The sequence below is a fragment of the Pontiella desulfatans genome (assembly GCF_900890425.1).
GTDB lineage: Bacteria > Verrucomicrobiota > Kiritimatiellia > Kiritimatiellales > Pontiellaceae > Pontiella > Pontiella desulfatans.
In genome coordinates this window covers 1,348,099-1,369,957 of the sequence record NZ_CAAHFG010000001.1, presented here as the reverse complement: position 1 = coordinate 1,369,957, position 21,859 = coordinate 1,348,099, and the positions used below count along the sequence as shown (strand labels likewise).

The following is a 21,859-nucleotide window of genomic DNA, read 5'->3' as shown; positions in this document are numbered from 1 at the left end:
GGGTTTGATGCGGAAAATTGATGATTACATCATGAATCTGCGTCGAATGAACAGCATCCCGCCGCCAAACGCGGCAATTAAACCGAGCGTAGCCGGCTCCGGGATGATATTCAATACCACATCGGCGCTGTTGCCGGAACCGAGCGTCTGGACAAGTTCCCAGTCCACACCTTCCGTACCGAAGCCGGTAACCGTGTAGCTTTTCAGGCTGGCGGTATTATTCACCGCATCCAGCAGTACAAAACTGGTTTCACTTCCAGTGTAGGCTGATCCATCCACTATGAGGTCGAGATCGTCCAGGGTCATCCAGGCAGAAACATTAACCGTACTGACGCCGGTATCGTCGAAAATGAAATTCGCAGTGCCACCGCCCGCAGAACCCAGCCGGGCCAGACTGATCGTCGCGGCATCACCCAAAATCTTTAACTCGGCATTCAAACGAGCCTGTCCAATAAGGTTCATCGTTCCACCACTTACTTCAATATCCGTTTTGACCAGCAACAGATCGGTGGGATCCGTTCCGGTGGTCTCCAGCGTTCCGCTCTGCAGCGTCAGGAGGCCGTTTCCGTCAATCGTCACATTGGCCAGATCCTGCTCAATGGTCCACGTTCCGCCGTTTATATCGAGTTGTCCATTAACCGTGACGGCCGTACCGGTTGTGGTCAAAGTTCCGCCGGTCAGGTTGTAGGCACCATCGGTGCCGACATTCAGCGCAGAAGTCGAGGCCGTCCCGCCGGACTGGTTGAGCGCACCTGCCTTGCCCGCTGTGGCGCCCACGTTAATGGCCGTTGCCGGCGACAGCGCTCCGCTACCGCTCAGGTTGTAGCTTGACGTCCCCGTTCCGCCCACATTGACGGTCGCCGAGGAGACGACACCTGCTGAGTGCTCCATCGTTGTGGTTCCGGCGGCAAGCGCATGGGCGTTGCCGACATTGAGCGTTGCTCCGCTGAGTGTTCCGCCCGTCATGTTGTAGAACGAATTCCCGATGCCGCCCAGGTTGGCCGTGGTCAAGGTCGCCGTTCCACCCGATTGGTTCATCGTGGATTCCCCGGTTCCGGCACCGGCAGTTGCGTTGACAGATCCCATAGTAAATGTCGTAGCATTCAGCACAGCGGTATCCGATAGGTTGTAGGTTCCGGTTCCAGTGCCCTTTGCCCGCACCGTTACCGATCCGGAATCAATGGTGCCATCGCTATGGGTAAGGAGTCCGTGTCCGCCGGCCTGGGTGTCATGGCCGACCAGGATGGTCGATGCCGTCAACGAAAAGTTGTTGGTGAGTTGCAGGGTGGCATCCGATGTCGCGTTGGGCAGCACAATGGTGCCAATGACCACATTGCTGTCCACAGTCAACACCTTGCCGCCGTTCAGCAGCACCGTATCGGACGCCCCCGGCATGACGGTGGAGTTAGCATAGGATCCACCGCTGTTGTCGTTCCACTGACCCAGATTGGACCAGCTCGTATCCCCCGCATCGCGGGTATAATTGGTTGCATAGCCCGAACTCGCGAACACCAAACACAACAGGCCTGCCATGGTTTTCTTCATCATTTCCTGCTCCTCTTAACTATCTAATCGCCATTCAAGGCATTTAATACGTTACTATTTCACTATTATTTGCATATCCCGTGTTTACGGGATGCCTGAAAACGTAGCTCGCATATCTGATGCGGGTTTTCCCGTCGGGGATGTACTTTTCATCCGAGAACGCGGATCGGATATCCGCGCTACAGCACTTCGACCTTCAGGCGGATGAACTCGTTGGTTTTTCCGGTGGTGTCGATGCGGTTGGTGACGGATTCATAATCGGCATCGAGGTTTCCTGTCATTGGAAGCTCGATATACGAGACGGTGTTCCAATCATTGGAAACCAGATTAGAGCTGGCTTCTAAAACATAGCTCAGCTCGCCTTCCGAATTTTTGCGGCGGGCGTGAATATATTCAAACCAGTTCGTAACGCCGCCGGCGGCATAAATTCCAGAGGTTGGAAGATAACCGATATCGGCCGGATTGGTCGGATTGCCGCCCATGGCATATTCATAAAGATTGTTGCCATAATCCAGATCCGGATTGGCGGTGTTGGCGAGGTTGGTTCCGTTCAGCCCAAAGCCGTGGATCCAGTCGGCATAGTTCCCCTGCGGAACCGTTGCCGAACCGGAAACAATCCGGATGCGCCAACTTTCGTTCAGGCCGGAGGAAGGGCGCGGCATGTTGAACACCACATCCATGGTGCCGTCAGCATTCTGCACGCCCTGGTAGTCGTCGTTTTCAGTCACGTCCGCCGTTTCGAGCGGAACCCAGCTTCCGCCGGACCAGCGTTGCGCCTGCAGAGCCAGACCGGATTCAACCCCTTTCACGACCACCGGAACATGCCCGATGCCGCCGCTGTAGATAGTGAAGTCGGCCAGGACTGTGTTTTCCGAGGATTGGATTTCAATGGGATAGTTGCGCAGCAGGGTTCCTTCATGTACCGCAAGATCCAATTTCGCATTATATCGAAACTCATCATGAACCGCGTTCCAGGCATTGGAACCATAGCCCGCAAGACGACTCGCAAATTCGGTATCATTACCCCAATACACACTTGCTTCATTCGGCGGCATAATGAATTCAAACTCACCCTCAACCACATCCCCGGCGCTGTAGGACCGCTCGACGGAATTTGCACTGAAGTCGAACATCATACGATCCGAGCCCCAGCTTCGTCCGTACGTGTGCATGTAGAGCGGGAAGGCGCTCCCGTTCAGCGTGGATGAAAGGTTCAACAATCCGCGGCGGCTCCTCGACACCTTGTCGTAAGACATTCCGTCATCGATGCTCAGCCACTGGTTATTAAACTGCACCGGCGTTTCCTTGTAGGTGTTTCCGCCGGGATTCGCTACATAGGATGAAAGCAGTCCGCTTTCGTCGCCACGGTAATAGTTGGTAAAGGTCGGCCCGGTGTAATAGTCCGCCGCCATCTGGTGGAACACCAACCGTTCGGGCGAGGTCACATCGTCAAGAAACTCATAGGTATAGCCGTGGAAACGGCGATGGTAATCACTTGTCCGCACCGCGCGACTGGAATAGGTCACGCGAATTTTATCGTCGTCGGTCAGACCGCTGTAGAGCACTTCCGTCATATTGGGCCCCGTCCACAGGTAGGCGGTTTTCAACCGTTTGATCCAGCGGTAGGTGTTGGAACTGTCGCGATAAATGAGGAAGTCGCCACCGCCGGAATTTTCCGTCCAGTTATGATCCGTTCCCCCGTTCATCGGGGTGGTAAACGCCGGCCGGATGTCATCCATGAAGGCCGCACCGGCATGCAGGCAGGGGTCGTAGGTGCACGACTCGCCCCAGGCACCGAGCGCACTTTCGTCCCATTTCCAATTTTTGCCCCAGCCGATCAGACTGAGCTGCGAATGCGAGATTGCGCCCGCTCCGCCCCAATAGCCGTAAACGACCCGCAACCGGAAGCGTTTGGTTTCGCCCGCCGCCAAATTCAGCATGGTATAGCCGCGCAGCCAGGAACCCTGATGCACGGTTGGATTATTATTATCTTTGTGCCAGTTTTTCGAAATCTGTACCGGGATGCCGGTTGGTCGTCCGTCGTCCTCTTCGCACATCAGCATAACCGTCCCGGTGATGGCCCGGGGCGTCGGTTGCTCAAAAATCAGCGGAATGTTCTGCGTCGTCATTTCAGGATTGGTGACTTCGATCACATATTCATCCACACGGTTGGTGTCGGCCGGATAGGAAATAGATGTGGCCGGAACATCGATGTGCAGGGCAAATTCATCCGCATCGAATGAAGCAGCCAATCCGGCCAGGGTATCGCGGTTGTAGGCATCGACGATGTAATCGCCCGGATTCCACGCGGACAAGGTGGTGTCCGTGTGGGGCTGGATGGCCAGCACGGCTTCGTCGCCCGCCACGGTGGATTCGTGCAGCACGGAAAATGGCGAAACCACCTTTACCGAAGTTTCCGTGACCCCGGACACATCAGAAGCATCCAGCTTGAGCGCCACGCGATCCGCCCACGCCGTCATCTCGAAACGCACGCCTGCCAGTGTGTTTCCAAGACTATCCTTGAACAGCAGACCGAGGTGATCGAAGCGCTGCACATAGCGGTTGCTCTGGATCAGCCGCACCAGCTGGTTGGTTGAATTCTGAACGGATGCGGAGGTGCAGGTGAAGTTGGTGCCGTCCTTCACCACCGACAGGATCAGATCCGCCAACGTGAAAACGGAAACATCATTAGTCAGCGCCCCGCGGTAGTCCGATCCGGCGAGTGCATCGTAGCCTTTGAAATCCATATCGTCACAGTCCAGCAACAGACTGTAGTAACCGGTCTGAATGACGAGGTCGGGGTTGGCTCTCGCCGCCGCATTGGCCTCGCTCTGGGAGCGGCGGTGCTTCATGGGCGTGGGCAATCCGTTTTCAAAGTAGAGATAGGTATAGTTCAGGTTGTTGTCGGCAATGCCCGGGTTCGGATCTGGATCCGGCGCGCCCGCACTGCCGTGCAACGCATAGACCACATCGTTGTTATCTTCCACATTCGAATTACTGAACGGCAATGCAGTAACATTGTTGCCATAGAGCCGGCCCTCTCCGTCGAGAGTGCCCGTACCGCTTGCCCGGAAGAACCGGATATCGTGCGATGTATGGTTCGTAGTCCAGCCAAGCTGGAATGAATAGCGGCCGGCCGGGAAAACCTTGTCGGCAAAGTCGATCGTATAGTATGGGCCACTGCTGACGGAGGTATTCTCCAGATCAATGTATTCATAAACCCGCGTTTCCCCCGGCGTTCCATTGTTGTAACCGCCGATCCACAACGCCACCTTATGATCCCCGCTCCCAAAGCTCTTGTTGTTCCCGCCTTTGAGGGTAAGGGCAGTCAAGGTTGCAGAATTCGTCAGCGTAAAGGTCTGGCCGACGGCGGTCGTGTAGGAATCATTATCCCGAACCGGCACCCCGTTCACGTCACTGATCGAACTGCCCAGCAGCACCTCATTGGTCGGGTAGGCTGTTCCGACATTCGTAAAACCGGCTTCGGCGAATAATTCCTGCGTTGGTTCATACTCAGGCACCACTTCCGAATCCGGGATGAAATTTGAAAGGATCCCGACATCCACGGAGCTGACAAGGAAGTTGTTTTCGTCGATCAGGTTGAACACATAGTGGGTCGTCCCATCGGGAATCACGGCCTCCGCCCGGCCGTTAACCGCATCCAACTGGGCATCCATGCGGAACCACTCTTCATCCACACTGCCGTCGCCGTTGAGGGTATAGATCAGATCGGCGTGCACCACCGCGGCGCCATTTTCCTGAAACGCCACCCATGCGGTGCCGTTGCTGCTACCGCTGTCCAGCACCGCCGGAACGTTCTCCTTGTTCGTCAGCGTCTGGGTTGTGGTCGGATTATAGTGCGGCAACCGCGCGTTCACGTTGGACAGCCAGGCATTCAGCTCGGCCGAGAGCTGGGTTGCCATGGCGGTCTCCACATCCACCAGATCGGAGTTCTCGCCAATATCATTTTCAGATCCATCCGTGTCGTACAACTTGTAGAGCCGGTACGGTTCGAGGCTGGAGTTGTCGAGCCAGTCATAGTTGCGGAACAGTTTCCATCCATTTTTGCGGATGGTGCTGTGCAATGCGCCGCCGTGCGGAAAGTGCCAATACATGGTGTCGCGCACGGAGCCGTCGAAATGCTTCACCAGATCGCTGTCCTGCGGATCGTCCAGCAGCAGCGATCTCAGGTTGCACCCTTCGAGCCGCTCCGGAACCGGTATGCCGGCGAGCGACAACATGGTCGGATAAAAATCGAGCCCGTTCACCATCACATCGCTGACGACATTGGTCGGCACATCGGGACCGACCACAATGTAGGGGACCCGCACCCCGCCCTCTTCCGCACGGATTTTCCCGCGATCGAGCGGATCATTGTCGGTATACGTTTCGCTGGCGGTTCCCTCCATACCGCCATTGTCGGAAGTCAGGAACAGGTAGGTGTTTTCAATCAGTTTGTGCCCCGGCCAACGCGGGTCATCGGTGTTTTTTAGATATTGGATAATCCGCTGCACATTGAAGTCGAACTCCTCCACCATGGCCCCGTAATAGGGATTGATCTGGGCATCGGCGGAAAGATCCTCCGAGCCGTCCAGCGGATAGGAATAGCCCATCTTCAACGCATACTTTTCCAGCAGCCGTTCCGTCCGGGTCTGGATGGGCGCATGCACATACCATGCGGCATAGTAGCTAAAGAACGGCGCATTGGAGGCCACGGCCATCTCCATGAAATCGATAATATCCTGCGTGGTCTGGTCAAAGGCATATCCATTGGTCGTAGCGTTTCCATCGAGATCCTGTAGCTGATAGGCATCGGAAGGGTCGATTGTGGCGAAGCCGGTCAGGCGGTCACTCATTTTCCGCGAAATACCGAGATCGTGTTCCGAAAAGTCGAAGCCTTGATCGCCTGGTTGAGGGAACGAGTTATGATTAACGGCCACATGCCATTTTCCAGAATGCCCACTCAAATAGCCATAGGGCCTGAGCGCCTCGGCAATGGTGATTTCCTCCAGCTCCATGCGACCGGTGTAATATGGATCCATCATCCGGAACGACTGCGTGTAGGGTTTCGGGCACTCCCCGCCCTGCACCGATGTTTTTCCTCGCGCCGGAAACCGTCCGCTCAGAATTCCGTAGCGACTCGGCCCGCAGACCGGGGTCGGCGAATAGCCCTGTGTGAACCGAATGCCCTCGCTTGCCAGCTGATCCATATACGGCGTTTCATACACCGCATTGGCATCGACGTCGTAGCACCCCACATCCTGCCATCCGAGGTCATCGGCCAACAGGATTACAAAATTCGGTTTTGCCGGGCGCTGGGCTATTGCAAGCAACGCCAGCATCCATATAGAGCAACATGAGATCCACTTCTTCATTCCATTCATTCCTCTTTTAGTCCGCACTATTTATTGTTCGCTGGCTTTTCATTTCTCAACCGGAACAAGCTTCACGCCTTTAAGCCGGAAGTCATTGAACCAGGAAATCGTGTCGGCGGGATAAGCCGTGATTTGAAGAATGCCGGGCTGATCAATTCCAATCTCACCAACCGGTTTTTTCGTCATTTCACCAACGGGTCCGCCGGGACGGACCATCAAACGATCCGATGGCGTCTTCAGTTCATACCCCAGTTTCTCATCTCCATTATCTTCGCTGAACACCTGATAGGTTCCGGGCTGTTTGACGTTCACCGTCCAGACCAGGCCCTGATTATCTTTTCCACCCCAGTTGCGCGTGGTTTGGGCATCATAGTCATAACTGATTCGTCGGACGGAATATTCGCATTTGGCCACCGGCATATGGATGGAGCCATCGGCTGCCTGCTGAATGGTTTCGTCGATAACCTGCGAAACTTCGTCTTCAAGTTCCAATACAATCACGGTGACGCGCGGCTGTTTCTTTTCGTCGGGCAGGTTGATACACAGCTGTGCTTCGTGTTGTTTAAAATCGAGCGCCTGCTTGGATACATCGGCCAAACCGTACACTTTCCGAACCTTAGAAAGCAGCCCATTGAGTTTAACTTCATTTCCTTCGATCTCTTTCAGGTGAAGGTACACTTTCCCCGGTTTGCTCGTGATGGCATAGGGAGGAAATTTTAACGGGCTCGGATCTGCTCCATAAATGGCTTCACCATTCACCTTCAGCCAATCGCCCATGGCCGTAATCGTGTTGACCTGTGATTGCGGAATGGTGCCGTCCGGCTGCGGAGCAACATTCAAGAGATAGACGCCGCCATAACAGACAATCCGGCACAGGCTGTAGATAAATTCCGTGTATTCTTCGGAACGGTCATTATCCCCGCCAAAACAGGTATAGCCCCAACCGCCCTCCGTAACCGATTCATGCGTCTGCCACGGCACTTTCAGATCCGGAAGCCAGGTGGCCTTGCTGACCGCCGGCGTTTTTCCGTTATCAATGGAGACATCAAAATGCCCATAACCCTTCCCCAGCCTTGAATTCACCAGAGCACCCGGCTGATTAGCTTTTACGACATCCATCATCTGTTGGCACTTTTCATCATCCATCTGGACGGGGGTATCGAACCAAACCATAAAAACGTCGCCATAATTCTGCGTCAGCTCTTCCACCTGCATGACGGCCTTTTCTTCGAAGTAGGCATCGAACTTATCCTGCGGCTTAAGGTTACCTTCAAAATCCCAGTGGTTGCCGAAGCCGCCCGGCTCATGCCAGTCCTGGCTCTGGGAATAGTAGAATCCCAGCTTCATATCGCGTTCTGCACATTCTTCGGAAAGTTCCTTCAGGATATCGCGACCATAGCCTGCAAACTCGACGAGATTATACGGATGCTTCGATTGATACATCGCAAAGCCATCATGATGCTTGGCGGTCAGAACAATAAACCGCATGCCGGCATTCTCGGCAATCGTCACCCAATCAGCGGCATTGAACTTAACGGGCTTAAACTTTCCGGCGGCCTCGCGTTCATAATCTTTCACCGGAATAAATGCGCGCTTCATGATCCATTCGCCGGTCACCTCTTTGCCGTCCCACATCCCTTCCAGCTGCGCGTACGGGCCGAAGTGGACAAACATGCCGAACTTGTCCTCATAGAGCTTTTTCATGTTTTCGCGGATTTCCGGGGTATAGATCCCCACCCCGGCCGATCCGAACTCATCGCTCCCTGTAACCTTGATCACCGAATCGACTGAGCTCTGCGAAAACACACACACAGCCCACCCTGCAATAACAGTTGCCAAACATGCTTTCATATCCCGGCTGCCCCATCGTTTCCCTTCAGCTGAACCCCTCTCTTCAATGCCGTTTGGTCACCCAGAATCAGCACATTGGGAAGGTCGGGATCCGGCACGATGGCCCAGCCTTTTTTGCTTTCCTTTTCTGCATCCGATCCGGCCTCCGGGGGATACGCCAATGCCGCTCCGCATAAAACGGCGGCCAGGATAAGTGTGAATGTTTTTTTCATAGGGGTTCCATTCCTTCTCAGGGCTTAATGCATAGGACTCGCATGGAGCGATCGTTCCTGTTGTGCTTGCCCAGAATGCCGCAGTCGCCCTCGGCAAGTCCAAGGTCATCGGTGAAGATTCTATTTTACATCTTTGACCATTCCTTTAATCGCAGCATTGATTTCGACTAACTGTTTGAATTGAGGTGTTGCAAATCCACTGCCCTCCCGCGCAACGGCCCAGGTATACATTCCGCCGGCCTCGATAACCCGGGTAGTCCATTCAGTGGCCTGATCGGTTGGGAAGTCGGCAGCGCCGTCCCGCCACATGGCCTGAAACGGCATAAAGATGGCCCCCAGCGCAGTTCCTTCGCTGGCATCCGGCATTCCGCTTTGATTAATCCACGGACCCGCTTCAATGTTTTCAACCATTTTCACATTGGCCAGCGTCCAGGGGGGCTGTGTTTTCATAGGCACAGGATGGCCAGCCGTATAATCGCAATAGGGAGAACCCTGTATCATCGGGCATCCAACCTTCTTATGCATCGCAACGACGGCCTTTGGATTGCCGGCACGAACCGCGGTCGCAAAACGTTTTCTGTCATCATCCGTAAACCTGGACGAAACGCGATCTATCCACCACCCATCGATCAACCCACCGAACTTGAGCGAATAGTATTCCATGATTTTCGCAACGCCTTCGTTGTGGGTTAATCCCTCGGATGTAAGATACGCTTTCCATTTTTTCATTTGAGCCGGGGCAAGATACCCGGCATCCATTCCGGTCACGCTGAAATAGACGAGCACTTTTATGCCCCGGGCCTTCAAGGCCGTTGCCAGCTCGCCAAAAAAGTCGCGTTGAGGAAACAGATCGTCTCCCATAATGGCTGCCATTTCCGGATAGGGCGAAGAATACCAGCTGGCCTGATGCCCCCGACCAATGTTGATCATGACATGGTTAATGGTCGTCAACCGATCAACCTGCGACATAAAGAAATCGATATCGAAGTTTTCGGCATTCACTGCGGCGGCAGGTGTTTTACTTTTGTCATAAGCCGTTGGGGCCAGAATACGCACACCCCAGGTTCCCTGAAAGGGGTTTGCGCGGGCATGCCGCGCTTCCTGCTGTGCTGAAACGAATGCCGTTGCAGCGCACACAAGAGCCATCATACCGAACCGGAACAACAGTTTGTTTTTCATAATTAAAACCTCATGGACGATCGTCCGCGCTCTTCTTCAGTCGTTAGTCATAGGCAACAAACTCTTTCGGCGCCAGCGGAGTGACGTTGCCCGGACGTACAACCTGGTGCGCTCCTCTCAGAATGCCGTGCTTCACCAGAAAGGCATCCTCCAGTTCGAGCGACCAATAGAAAAAGCGGTTGCGTGGATTCCGCCCATTACAGAACCCGTGCTTGCCGCCATTGCCGATATAAAACTCCGACGCATTCCCTGCCTGTTTCAGATCCTTATGAAACGTCAACAGACTCTCGTTCGGGATTCCCGGGTCCTCGCTTCCGACAAACGTGATCATCGGAGGCAGTCCTTCACGGATAAAATTGGGAGGAGACAGTTCGGCCTCGCACTTAAACCATGGATTATACAAAATTACGGCATTCGGTTTGCAGGAGACCGACAAATCATCGTCCTCGTCATTCACGCCATCGATCATCGCCACTGCCGCGGCCATCTGTCCACCCGCCGAACCGCCGGCCACAACCAGCTTGTCTGGATCAACCCTCAGCTTCGTTGCACTTTTCCGCAAATACCTCACCGCCGACTTGGCATCCTTAACGCATTCCAGCGGCACTTCAATGTTGTCGCGCTCTTTCAGGCGATAATCGACCGACACCGCGACCATTCCCCGCTTGCTCCAATAGGCGCAATCCGGGTAATGCATATCGGGTGTTCCCGTCCGCCAGCTGCCGCCGTGAAAAATTACAATCGTTGGAAATTGTTCCTTCGACGATTCATAGCCGTCCGGCAGGAACACATCCATTTTAAGTTCCGTTTCGCCCACCGTTTTATACGTCCACTGCGCATCCGCCGCACCAAACACGGACGATCCAACCAGTACCATTCCTACCACAAAGTTATTTATATTCATCCAACTAGACTAGCAGGATTCCAAGCCGCGCATATCCTGCATTCACGTGATAACACTTTGTAGTGTTCTCGAAGCGGAGCGGAGAGAATATCCCCTCTTCGCTTCGCTCCGAGGGAACTACGAAGTTTTTCACAGCGCCTCCACCTTCAGTCGAATAAACTCATTGGTCTTACCCGTGGTATCGATCCGATTGGTGACTGCTTCATAGGCGGCATCCAGACTTCCAGTCATTGGAAGTTCAGTATGGGCCGCGGTTTTCCAATCATTGGAAATCAGGTTGGAGCTGCTTTCGATCCGATACGCTATTTCGCCCTCTGCGCCGATCCGGCGAGGATGAACAAACTCAAACCAGTTGGTTCCGTTTTCGGCCAGCATTCCAGAGGTTGGAACATACCCCGTATCGGAGTCATCCAGCGGATCGCCGCCCATGGCATATTCAATCAGGTTGTCGGCGCTATCGTTATCCGGGTTGGCTATACTGGCTCCATCACCCGAATCATCGGTCATGCCAAAGTACTGCACTTTCCACGTTTCAAACGATGTTGCCGTACGTGCCGACAGCGTTTCTCCGGAGGCGATATAGTTTTGCGAAGCCGGCGCCATCAGTGTATCGAGCGATTCATACGTATAAGGGCTTCCCGACACATCTGCTGTTCTCGGGGCAAAACCCAGCAGGCGAATTCCGGCAATGGTTCCATCGTAGGTCTTAATGACACCCGTTGCATACGGATCCCAGGTGATGTGGTACGTTTCATCATCTTCCAATATTTCATAGATCGGAAAACTGCCGTTTACCGGATAGGCATAGAGAAAGAACTGTGGAGAAGTGCTGTTTTCCACGATCTGTAAATCCGCTCCGCTTCCCGTATAGCTATACGCAACCAAAGGCGTATTGGCTTCGGTGTAATCAAACGGCTCGAGCGACGGAACCGCCGTCAACTCGCGCTCGTCGATGCGATCCTGGATATCATCCAGATTGTCTCCGAGAACGAAGTAATACCGAGACCAAACGCCGCGCCCCTGGGTCAGGTAGTATTGCCGGATCGCGCTGATCACATAATAGTTCCGCCAGGAGGTTTCGTCCCAACTGAAAGTTCCATGATGGCCGTAGCGCATCCAACTGATCGACTTCTGATTCGGGAGAAGCGGATCTGGGTCTTGTCCGAAAACGAGCCCGAGACAGGGCGTCGTACCATTGGTGGAAGCACTCCATGCCATGGCTCCGCCGGTGTCGGAATAGTTGGTCTTCACGCCATCGCCGAAGTGTGCCGTCATAGGATCGGACCAGCTCGTCCCACTCGGGTCATTAAAGAAACAATACTCGGTACTCGTGCGGCGCACGCCTCCCCACGGCATATTGAAGTAGGTCGGGTTATCCACACCGTAGTTGTAGTAGCCCTGTGACACTTCAATTACCCCATCCCCCAGATCCTTAACGCCGGTAAAGTAGAGTAGGTCCGACCGCCAATCATCTTCCGGGATACTGTTGGTGTACACCTGCAGATGTGCATGCTGCCCCCAGTTAATCATCATGAAGCTACGGTTCTCTTCATTTACATAGGCCGCAACCGCCGGCGAATAGAAAGCCTCCGTCAATTCATCATCTTTGGTCGGATAAACGCCCGCCTGATGAATAAAGTAAGGTGCATTGTCGTAGGAATTATTCAGGGTTTGGTCGATGGCCACTGACTGCCAGACCTCATCGATCCATGGAGCAGACCCCGGGTTGCTCTGATACTGCGGAGGGACGGTTTCGCCCAGAGCAGGAGTACGCAAAGAAGCAATCTGGCCGCCATGCCCGATGGTCATGGACCAGGACTGATTCAACGCGCCGCTTCCACCATCCATCACGGTCTGCTCCAGCGTGGTGTTCATAACGACCGATTCATCATAGAGGGAACCCCACGCCGAACCGGTCAGTTTAAATCCACGCGTTGCAGAAAAAATAGAATCCGTATAATCTGCATTCGCCGTTGATGCAGGAGCTACAGAACAGATGCGTTCAGATAAACTTGGTGGTTCGACCAAGCGAAGCCACATACCCTCATCCAGAATAACAACAGCCGGCTCACGCCCTTCAAAGCCCACAAAGGAAACCCGGCTGGTTAAACTACCATCCAGCATTGAGTTATAGATCAACGGCATGTAGCCATCAAGCGCCTCATAATCCGATCCATCCACAACAATGGAACCGCTCGAACCCACCGCTAAATTCTCTTCCAGTGTGAGAGGATCAGCCCCCAGCACGCCCAGTTTAAACAGAAGCAGACCATCCAGCCGGAGCGATCGTGCAGATGCCTCGACATCCACCGTTACCGTTACGCCGGACTCAATTTCAACGGAATCGTTTGTGGTTGATACAAGAGATGACCAGTTGGTGGATTCCGCAACAATGATCGTCGATGAGGGCACCTTCACCTTTACGTTATCAACTGTTGCTGCTGGCGCGCTTCCACTGAAGTTACGAGCAAAACCGATCACCAGATAATCATACTCACCCAATTGGTTCGGAGCTGATGTAAACGCTGATAGGTCGAAGGTTCTTGCATAGGACGTCATACCCTGAAAGCCGGACACCGCTACCGCAGCATCGGAAGCAATTCCTTTGGTGCCGACCCAAACGCCGTTGGAGTTCCCAAAATTATAAGCCGTCATGGCTGGCGAGGCGTCTTCCCATGCATTTCCGTTGGATGCTCCGTGATTCAGGATCGCCGTCGTTGGCGTTGAACTATGATCCTGATAGCCCCAGACATGCACATAGAGCGTTTCGTTGTCTTCAGCCAACGCATAATCAAAGCTCAGGGTAAATTCAGACACTGAAGGATTTTCCAGCGTGGACAAATCGATAATGCACCCTGCCGCCCCTTCACTGACCGTAGTATTCACCAGGCTGGTATTCACCAGTTCGCCGTTATCAATCGCCCAGGCACTGCTGCCGCCGATGCAGAATCCCACACTATCCCGTTTAAGGCCTGCGGTATCCAGTGTTGCGCCGGAAAAATCTTCGCTGAAGATTTCTACCTGCGGTGCAGGATTAACATAGGGCAGTTCCACATAGGAAATCGCAAAGGCGGAGTCGAGCAACCCATCACCTCCCGTCCCTACATCCGGATAACTGACGAGGAAATTATTTTCATCAATCAGGTTAAACACATAATGCGTGGTTCCTTCCGGCACCTCGCCTTCGGCCCGGCCGGATGCTGTAATCGTTGCTTCCTTACGAAGCCATGTTTGGCTGGAGCTTTCTCCATTCCGGGTGTAGAGCAAATCGACGCGCTTCATAGCCGCTTTGTCGGTCTCATATTCCACCCACACCACGCCGCCTCCGCCATTACCATTAGTGATAACGCCCGGAACTTGATCCTGATTGGGTAGTGAAGGCGAGCCGGTGTAATGAGGATTATAATGCGGGACATTGGCATCGACCTCGTCCAGCCAGGCTTTCAATGAATCGCCCAGTTGTTCCGTTAAGACCAAGTCGGCATTCCATACGTCGTTGGCCTCTTCGATATCCACACGAACCCCGTTGGTATCATAGAGCTCATAGAGACGAAACTCGTTCGCTGCAGCATTATTCACATGATCGTAGTTCAGGAAGAGCTTCCAGCGATCCTTACGCATCGTGGCATTCATGCGGGTTCCAGAAATATGCGGGTAGCTCCAATACATGGTATCGCGCACATCGCCACCCTCATCGGTAACCAACTCCTCATCCTGCGGATCCGTTAACAACAGCTCCGAAATATCGCATCCGTCGATCCCGGACGGAATGTCAATGCCTGCAAGCGACAGCAAGGTGGGATAGAAATCGAGTCCATTAACCATCACATCGCTGACCACATTGGTGGAGATCCCCGGCCCCACAACAAAAAACGGCACACGCAGCCCCCCCTCCTCCTGAAAAATCTTCCCTTGATCCAACGGGTAGTTATCGGTCACCTTCCCTTGGGAGTCTCCATTTTCCATGCCGCCATTATCCGAGGTCAGGAAGATATAGGTGTTTTCAATCAGTTTATGTCCCGGCCAACGCGGATCATCCGTTTCTTTCAGGTAGGTCATGACCCGATGTACATAGTAGTCAAAGGTTTCGACCATCGCGCCGTAATACGGATTATTCTGCCCCGGTGCAAAATATTCTTCGCCGGTGAGCGGATAATCATAGCCCATGCGATCGGCATATTTCTGCAGCAGACTCTCGGTGCGGATATGCCACGGACTGTGCACCAGATAGGTGGCAAAATAACAGAAGAACGGTTGATTAGTTTCAGTGGCCGAACTCAGGAATCCAAGCGCATTCTCCGTGGTTTGATCATAAGCAAACCCGTTTTCATCGAGGTCATCTGAAAAACCGCTTGTTCGGTCGCCCAGTGTAATCGTTGCCCCGCGGTCACCATCGGAATAGTCAAAACCCTGCTCCAATTCGTCAGGTCCATCCATATGCCATTTACCAATATGACCATTATAATAGCCGGCAGTCTTCAACACTTCCGGCAAGGTGGTTTCCGCAGCTTCCAATCGTCTATGGTGATACGGCGTCATTACCCGACTGCTCAGATCGGAAGGTTGAGGACAGACAGAGCCCCCACTCACCGTGGTGAAGTTCAGTCGAGCCGGATGTTTACCGGTTAGAATAGCGGCGCGGGTCGGCGCACACACACAGGCCGGCGAATACGCTTGCGTAAACCGGGTTCCCTCTGTTGCGAGATTGTCCATATACGGCGTATCAAAAACCTGATTGTTATCGATATCGTAACATCCAACATCCTGCCATCCGAGGTCGTCGGCCAGCAGAAGAATAAAGTTTGGTTGCGCCGGACGAGGATTATCTGAGGGATCCGAAACGGCCAGCATGAAGTCATCGATGACAATGGAAGGATCAGTACCGTTGGCATCGCGGGTGATTCCAATGACCAAATAGTCGAAGGCCGCAATGTTATCCATGCCATTCGTATTGACTGAAAGGTCAAACGTCTGGCTGAAATTGACGAGGTCGGTTCCGGTGGTTGGAATCCGGACTGCCGCCTCTTGGTAGGCCCCTACGTTGACATTGAAAAATTCGCCATTCAGATTTCCAAGGTTATATAGGTCTCCGTTGTTAAAAGCCGTCGATGAAGCACCGATCTTCCACATATTCCCGGCGGTTGCTCCGTGATTAACCACAGATGTGCCATCCGCCGGGGCGGTTGCAAAATTCATCCCCCAAAGATGAACATACAGTTCTTCTGTCGCGGAATTGCCCTGATACAAAAAGCTCAGCGTCAGTGAACTCAGGTTGGTATCCGTAATCCCGGACAGATCAACCAACTGAGCCAGTGAACCTTCATTATTGGAAACATCTGAAGAACCACCTGCATTACCCAGCACTCCGTTAGTGATCGTCCAGACTGAACCGTTTTCAGCATACCACTGCCCATCATTTGCAGCGCCTATGGTCAATGACGTCCCAACCGTTCCTACACTGAAATCATCGTTGATTAATACGGTTTCGGCATATCCGACACATACTGCTCCTATCAGTACAATTCCTGCCCACATAGATTTCATAACGCGTTCCTCTTTTTTATCTTTTTTACTTAATCGCAATCGCTGCCGTTGAATACGTTTTCTTTTTGACCACTTCCGGATAACTGACCAGAAAGTTGTTTTCATCAATCAGATTGAGAAATACGTGCGTTGTTCCTTCAGGAAGTTTCGCAATGACTTTTGATCCGGAAACCTGCGCCGGCGCACGAAACCACTCCTCGTATCGACCGCCGCCATTCAGCGTATAGATCAGATCAGCCCGCAGTACCTTTGCTCCGTTTTCCTTGATCTGGAATTCGATGACCGCACCTTTCTTCCGATGACTGGAAACAGACGGCGTTTTTCCAATGCCTGGAAGGTCGCCTTTGCATTTCGGGTTGTAGCAGGGATAGCTGGCTTCCATTTCCGTGAGCCTCTGCGTCAGCAGTTTGTTCAGTTGCTCGGTCTTTTCCGGCATCTTAGCCGCAATGTTTTTTGCCTCTTCAATATCGACACGCACCTGCTTACTGCCCTCCGTCATATATAGCTGAAACAGCTCCAGTTCCGGTTCGTGGCCGTTCACATGATCATAGTTTCGAATCAGTTTATAATCCCCCACCCGGATCGTGCTTTCCAACGCACCACCGTGCGGAAAGTGCCACATCAGGGTATCGCGCACGGAACCGTCAGCTTCTTTCACCAGTTTGGGATTGGTCGGATCGTTCAGCAGCAGGTTTGAAACATCGAGCCCATCAAGCGTCTTGTCTTTCGGTTTTTCAGCACCGATCAACCCCAGAATGGTCGGATAAAAATCGAGTCCATTCACCATTACATCCGACTGCACCCCTTTCGGAATCCCAGGACCGACGATAAAGAGCGGTACCCGCGTTCCACCCTCTTTGGCTGAGATTTTTCCGCGATCCAGCGGATTGTTATCGGTATACCGCTCCTCCGGACCACCTTCCATTCCGCCATTGTCGGAGGTAAAGATGATGTAGGTATTTTCGCTGAGCATGTGTCCCGACCAGCGCGGATCTTCCGTAGTTTCCAGATATTGGAAAACCTGCCCCACATAATAATCCAGCGATTCCACCATGGCGCAGTAGAACGGGTTCAACTGTCCCGGCACATTCTTCTTAATGGTATTACGCGGATCAACCCCCAGCTTTTCCACATACTTGTTCAACAAGGCTTCATTGCGCGTCACAATCGGTGCGTGAACCAGCCAGGTGCAGTAATAGAGAAAGAACGGCTCGTTTTTGTTCTCTCGAATAAACGTCAGCGCATCTTCATTATTTTGATGAAAAGGGAATCCGTTTTCATCCAGACGAAACGGATCGTCCGGATCAGTAGTAGCAAATCCACTCAATCGGTCCTTCATCCCCGTATGAGCTCCACGGCTGTGGCGGGTCCAATCAAAGCCTACATCCTCCGGCTGCGGCGCAACGGCATGATGACTCTTTGACATATGCCATTTGCCGGAATGGCCGGTCACATAGCCATTCGCCTTCATGGCACGCGCCAGCGTAAATGAATCCATTGGAATACGGGCGCTGTACCACGGATCCATCATGCGAAAATGTTGGTTAATGGGATTAGGCGGAAACCCGCCGGCCACATGCGTCATTTGTGCCCGCGCCGGATGCGTGCCGCTCATAATCGCGCAGCGAGAAGGCCCGCAGGTGGGTGCCGGCGAATAGGCCTGCCAGAACATCACGCCCTTTTTTGCCAGCGCATCGATATTCGGAGTTTCATAGGGAGACGGCTCATCAATGTCGTAACACTTCACATCCTGCCAGCCGAGATCATCGGTCAGCAACAGGAGAACATTCGGCTTGGCAGGACGATCGCCCCCGCTAGCGGCACCGACCATCAGTCCCAACACCACACTCAATAAACCTGTTTTCATAAACCCTTTCTTACTAAATCACGATTTGTCCGCACTCGGAACCGAGAGCACTCACTACAGTCCGGCAGTTAATGCATTAAAGTGGCACAAAATCGGGGGCCTGCCCATGGGGGTTTTCCCCCGCACGTCGGATCGAAAGAGGCGTAATCAATGCAGAGGAGGCCGAAAACCTCGCCAGCATCAAACTAAAAACCCCGGAGAAACTCCGGGGGTACAACAGCAAAGCCGTGCTGTGCTAAATCACCAACCGACGGCGCACGAATAGGATTGAAGTGCCGACCATGGCAATCAGTCCCAACGTAGCCGGTTCCGGAATCGCCGTTACCGTGATGTCATTAATCGTAGCCATCGGAGTAACTCCTGCTGAATTACGCGAGATGAAAACGCCAAGATAATCATATCCGGTAATATCGCTTACTGCATAATCGGACATATCAAACGTTAAATCGACGGACTGTGCTCCCGATGTGCCGGATGACAACTGGACTGCTGTACCGGCACCCGCTTGGGGTGAATCTAAAACCTCGACGCCCGTATTTAAATTATAGATGCTTACGGTTGTACCGGAACTATACTGCTGCTCCCAAACGTTGCCATTTGTAGCACCAACATTTCCAAACTGCCGCGAAGCTGCAGGCGTTGCATGCGCCACATATCCCCGGAGATGAACATACAAGGTTTCAGATTGGTTGGCCGTCGCAAAATTAACCGCCAAATTAATCTTATTCAGGCTGGAATCCGTCAGAGAACTAATGTCAACCAGACGACCCAATGCACCCTCATTCTGTGCATTCGTTCCGCCGCTGGCATTCGTAACGCTTCCGCCGCCGATCCCCCACTTGGTGCCGCTCGCGGCCTGCCACGCCCCGGAACCGACTGCACCGGAAGTGCCCATTTCATCATAGCGCAAACCGTTATCGGCACTCACCGTACTGGAGTCAAAACTATCACTCAATAGAACGGCGTCAGCATACGCCCCCGCCCCCAAAACCAGGCAAAGCCCGGCTGTTATGTATTTCATTTCCATACTTCTCCTTTTAGCAAGGCATGCCCGAACATCGCACGGACATGCCGGACTCTCTTATTAGAGCGACTCGATCAACAGCTGCATAAAGCCGACATCCTTGCCGGTCATGTCAACGCGATTGGTAACGGATTCAAAGTCATTGGTAAGGCTTCCTGTGATTGGAAGTTCGCTTACCACACTGCTGTCCCAGTTCGTGTTCACCAGGTCCGTACCGAACTCGGCGGTATAGACCAGGTTGGAATCACCGAGACGGCGGGCATAGACATATTCAAAATATTCACCGGCGATTCCATAGGTTGGAACATATCCCCGATCCGCATCATTGGTCGGATTTCCGCCCAGCGCATATTCGGTAAGGTTATCGAACAGATCGCCGTCATAGTCGAAATCTTCGGCGGCATCAGCATCGGTAAGGCCATATCCGCTCGCCCATGTTGCGTATCCCGATCCGAGAATCTTCAGAGTAATCGTATGCGGTGTATTGGTGGTTTCAATGATTTCCCAATCCACCCCTTCAACACCCAGGTTCGTTACCGCATAATCGCTGCCCAGCGAACCGTTATTACTGCCTCCGGAATACAGCACAATATCCTTAGGTCCGCCGGTATATGCTGCACCGTCAATATTGAATGTAACCGTACCCAACGATCCCCATGAGTTGTTCTTCAGGGTGCTCACACCGGTCTCATTCAGTATGAAATCAAAACTTCCATAGTATCGGCCAAAGAGTTGATGTACCGTAATATCAGCGGCATCACCGATAATTCGAACGGTACAACCGCTTTCGCCCCAGATGCGGCTCGTATCTTGATAGGTCCCGCCACTGATTTCAAGGACGCCGCCAGAGGCCAGTGCCACACCCCTTGCAGTTGAGGAAACCGCAGTCGCAACCTCCATGGATCCGCCCGTCACCTTCATCACACCACCGGAATTAATGACGAGCTCGCCCAAAGTCGTCAGCGTTCCACCCGACAGCGTATACACGGAATTCGACAAAGCCGCCGCATCACCAACCGTTAAGGTTTCCACTTCGTTGTCCCCTGCGGTCTGATATACAAATCCATAGTCACCGTCCGATCCGACCATGGTATCAGCACCCCCGATCAAATCTGCGGCAATATTCAATAAAGCCCCGCCTTTCACAACGGTCTCCCATGCGTAAATACCGGAATAATTGCTAGATACATTGACGACCGATGCACTATCGATCATGGCCAAATCCGCCCCCAATGCGCCGGGAACACGGGCCAGATCCCAGTTAGCAGCATTATCCCATTCCGAATCCACCGCACCGGTAAAGAGATTGGTCTGCCCCGGAGCAAATCCATACATTGAGCTGATCGGCATAATAATCTGTCCGTTGGCGGCACTGCCAAGTTCGGTCCACGCAAAAGTAACCAGTCCCGTTGCAGACTCACCGTTTGCAAGGCCGGCGCGTGCATTATCAATTTCAAACTGCAGGGAAGTCACCGGATTGGTCAGCGTAAGCGGTGTGATATCCAGGGCCACAAAGGCACCTGGGTGAGATTGGTCTGAAACCGTAATGGTAACCTCAAGGTTGGTGTCGGAATTATAAACAAAGTCAACGGCTCCAGTCGCCACGGTTGCCGGCGAAACCATATCCATAACCAGCTCTTCCGGGATAACTACCGCCGAAGCAACCACAGCAACTTTTTCTGCAGTGAGTTTGATATTATCAAACGAGGTTAACCCAGAGGCATTTGCCTGATTTCGAGTTAATCCAATTGCAATATAATCGTACTGATCCAGCGAAGAGGGCGCCGTGGTAAAGGTGCTCAGATCAAAGGTATTGGTGTAACTTCCGCTACCGGTCAATCCGCTGACGGCGGCATCACTCGCGATCCCAGTCGTTCCGGTAAAAGCGCTGTTGTCTTTGCCTAGGTTATACATATCAAAAGGAGCATTGCTCTGATCCCACACATTTCCGTTTGAGGCCCCGGTATTCATTGTCGCCGTGGTCGCGGATGACGGAGTGCCGTTTTCTTTACACCCCCAGATATGCACATAAACCGTTTCACCCTCGTTGGTCGTGGCATAGTCAAAACTCAGAGTCAGCGAATTTTCACTCGAAAGTCCCAATCCTGCCACGGGAATGATGTGTGCGCAGGCTCCTTCACCGGCAGCCGCCTGCCCGGTACCCGTCAACGCTTCACCGGCAAGCTCCCAATTGGAAACCGTTCGCACGACCCAGCCGGTACTATCTCGCAACAGGTTTCCCGACTTTGCAAGGGATGCGCTCGAAAAATCCTCATCAAGCAGCACCACCTCCGCAAGAGCGCTTATGGAAAGCGCAGCCAACAGTCCTATAGTACACCTTGCGTTTTTCCTCATCTT

At 53.1% G+C, this 21,859-nt stretch carries 10 protein-coding genes; all 10 read right to left on the bottom strand.

Going from position 1 to position 21,859, the window contains the following annotated elements; all coding sequences use genetic code 11:
* Nucleotides 1-24 precede the first annotated feature (24 nt).
* The 10 genes from E9954_RS05235 to E9954_RS05190 all read right to left on the bottom strand — a co-directional run bounded on the left by E9954_RS05235 (nucleotide 25) and on the right by E9954_RS05190 (nucleotide 21,856).
* On the bottom strand, nucleotides 25-1,548 hold the full coding sequence (locus tag E9954_RS05235; RefSeq protein WP_136078165.1) for a PEP-CTERM sorting domain-containing protein: 1,524 nt from the start codon (nucleotides 1,546-1,548) through the stop codon (nucleotides 25-27).
* Nucleotides 1,549-1,724: 176 nt separating this feature from the next.
* Nucleotides 1,725-6,920, bottom strand: a complete 5,196-nt coding sequence (locus E9954_RS05230) for a sulfatase-like hydrolase/transferase (protein ID WP_168441986.1) — start codon at nucleotides 6,918-6,920, stop codon at nucleotides 1,725-1,727.
* A 48-nt stretch (nucleotides 6,921-6,968) separates the two neighbouring features.
* Nucleotides 6,969-8,771: an alpha-L-fucosidase gene (locus E9954_RS05225; RefSeq protein WP_136078163.1), complete on the bottom strand. Its 1,803-nt coding sequence runs from the start codon at nucleotides 8,769-8,771 to the stop codon at nucleotides 6,969-6,971.
* Entirely contained in the window at nucleotides 8,768-8,983 is a 216-nt protein-coding gene (locus tag E9954_RS05220; RefSeq protein ID WP_136078162.1) for a hypothetical protein, read from the bottom strand. Before E9954_RS05220 ends, E9954_RS05225 begins: the two co-directional genes overlap by 4 nt.
* Before the next feature lie 120 nt (nucleotides 8,984-9,103).
* Complete coding sequence (locus tag E9954_RS05215; RefSeq protein ID WP_136078161.1) at nucleotides 9,104-10,162, bottom strand: alpha-amylase family protein; 1,059 nt, start codon at nucleotides 10,160-10,162, stop codon at nucleotides 9,104-9,106.
* A gap of 43 nt (nucleotides 10,163-10,205) precedes the next feature.
* Nucleotides 10,206-11,039, bottom strand: a complete 834-nt coding sequence (locus tag E9954_RS05210; protein WP_168441985.1) for an alpha/beta hydrolase — start codon at nucleotides 11,037-11,039, stop codon at nucleotides 10,206-10,208.
* Nucleotides 11,040-11,195: 156 nt separating this feature from the next.
* Nucleotides 11,196-16,610 carry a sulfatase gene (locus E9954_RS05205; protein ID WP_168441984.1) on the bottom strand — a complete coding sequence of 1,805 codons (5,415 nt, stop codon included), beginning with the start codon at nucleotides 16,608-16,610 and terminating at the stop codon, nucleotides 11,196-11,198.
* A gap of 25 nt (nucleotides 16,611-16,635) precedes the next feature.
* Nucleotides 16,636-18,477 carry a sulfatase gene (locus tag E9954_RS05200; RefSeq protein ID WP_136078158.1) on the bottom strand — a complete coding sequence of 614 codons (1,842 nt, stop codon included), beginning with the start codon at nucleotides 18,475-18,477 and terminating at the stop codon, nucleotides 16,636-16,638.
* Nucleotides 18,478-18,712: 235 nt separating this feature from the next.
* Nucleotides 18,713-19,504 carry a PEP-CTERM sorting domain-containing protein gene (locus E9954_RS05195; RefSeq protein WP_136078157.1) on the bottom strand — a complete coding sequence of 264 codons (792 nt, stop codon included), beginning with the start codon at nucleotides 19,502-19,504 and terminating at the stop codon, nucleotides 18,713-18,715.
* Nucleotides 19,505-19,561: 57 nt separating this feature from the next.
* Complete coding sequence (locus E9954_RS05190; protein ID WP_136078156.1) at nucleotides 19,562-21,856, bottom strand: autotransporter outer membrane beta-barrel domain-containing protein; 2,295 nt, start codon at nucleotides 21,854-21,856, stop codon at nucleotides 19,562-19,564.
* Nucleotides 21,857-21,859 lie beyond the last annotated feature (3 nt).

Excerpts from the sequence above, each read along its gene's own strand:
- E9954_RS05235 (WP_136078165.1), bottom strand. The coding sequence starts at position 1,548 with ATGATGAAGAAAACCATGGCAGGCCTGTTGTGTTTGGTGTTCGCGAGT.
- E9954_RS05230 (WP_168441986.1), bottom strand. The coding sequence starts at position 6,920 with ATGAAGAAGTGGATCTCATGTTGCTCTATATGGATGCTGGCGTTGCTT.
- E9954_RS05225 (WP_136078163.1), bottom strand. The coding sequence starts at position 8,771 with ATGAAAGCATGTTTGGCAACTGTTATTGCAGGGTGGGCTGTGTGTGTG.
- E9954_RS05220 (WP_136078162.1), bottom strand. The coding sequence starts at position 8,983 with ATGAAAAAAACATTCACACTTATCCTGGCCGCCGTTTTATGCGGAGCG.
- E9954_RS05215 (WP_136078161.1), bottom strand. The coding sequence starts at position 10,162 with ATGAAAAACAAACTGTTGTTCCGGTTCGGTATGATGGCTCTTGTGTGC.
- E9954_RS05210 (WP_168441985.1), bottom strand. The coding sequence starts at position 11,039 with ATGGTACTGGTTGGATCGTCCGTGTTTGGTGCGGCGGATGCGCAGTGG.
- E9954_RS05205 (WP_168441984.1), bottom strand. The coding sequence starts at position 16,610 with ATGAAATCTATGTGGGCAGGAATTGTACTGATAGGAGCAGTATGTGTC.
- E9954_RS05200 (WP_136078158.1), bottom strand. The coding sequence starts at position 18,477 with ATGAAAACAGGTTTATTGAGTGTGGTGTTGGGACTGATGGTCGGTGCC.
- E9954_RS05195 (WP_136078157.1), bottom strand. The coding sequence starts at position 19,504 with ATGGAAATGAAATACATAACAGCCGGGCTTTGCCTGGTTTTGGGGGCG.
- E9954_RS05190 (WP_136078156.1), bottom strand. The coding sequence starts at position 21,856 with ATGAGGAAAAACGCAAGGTGTACTATAGGACTGTTGGCTGCGCTTTCC.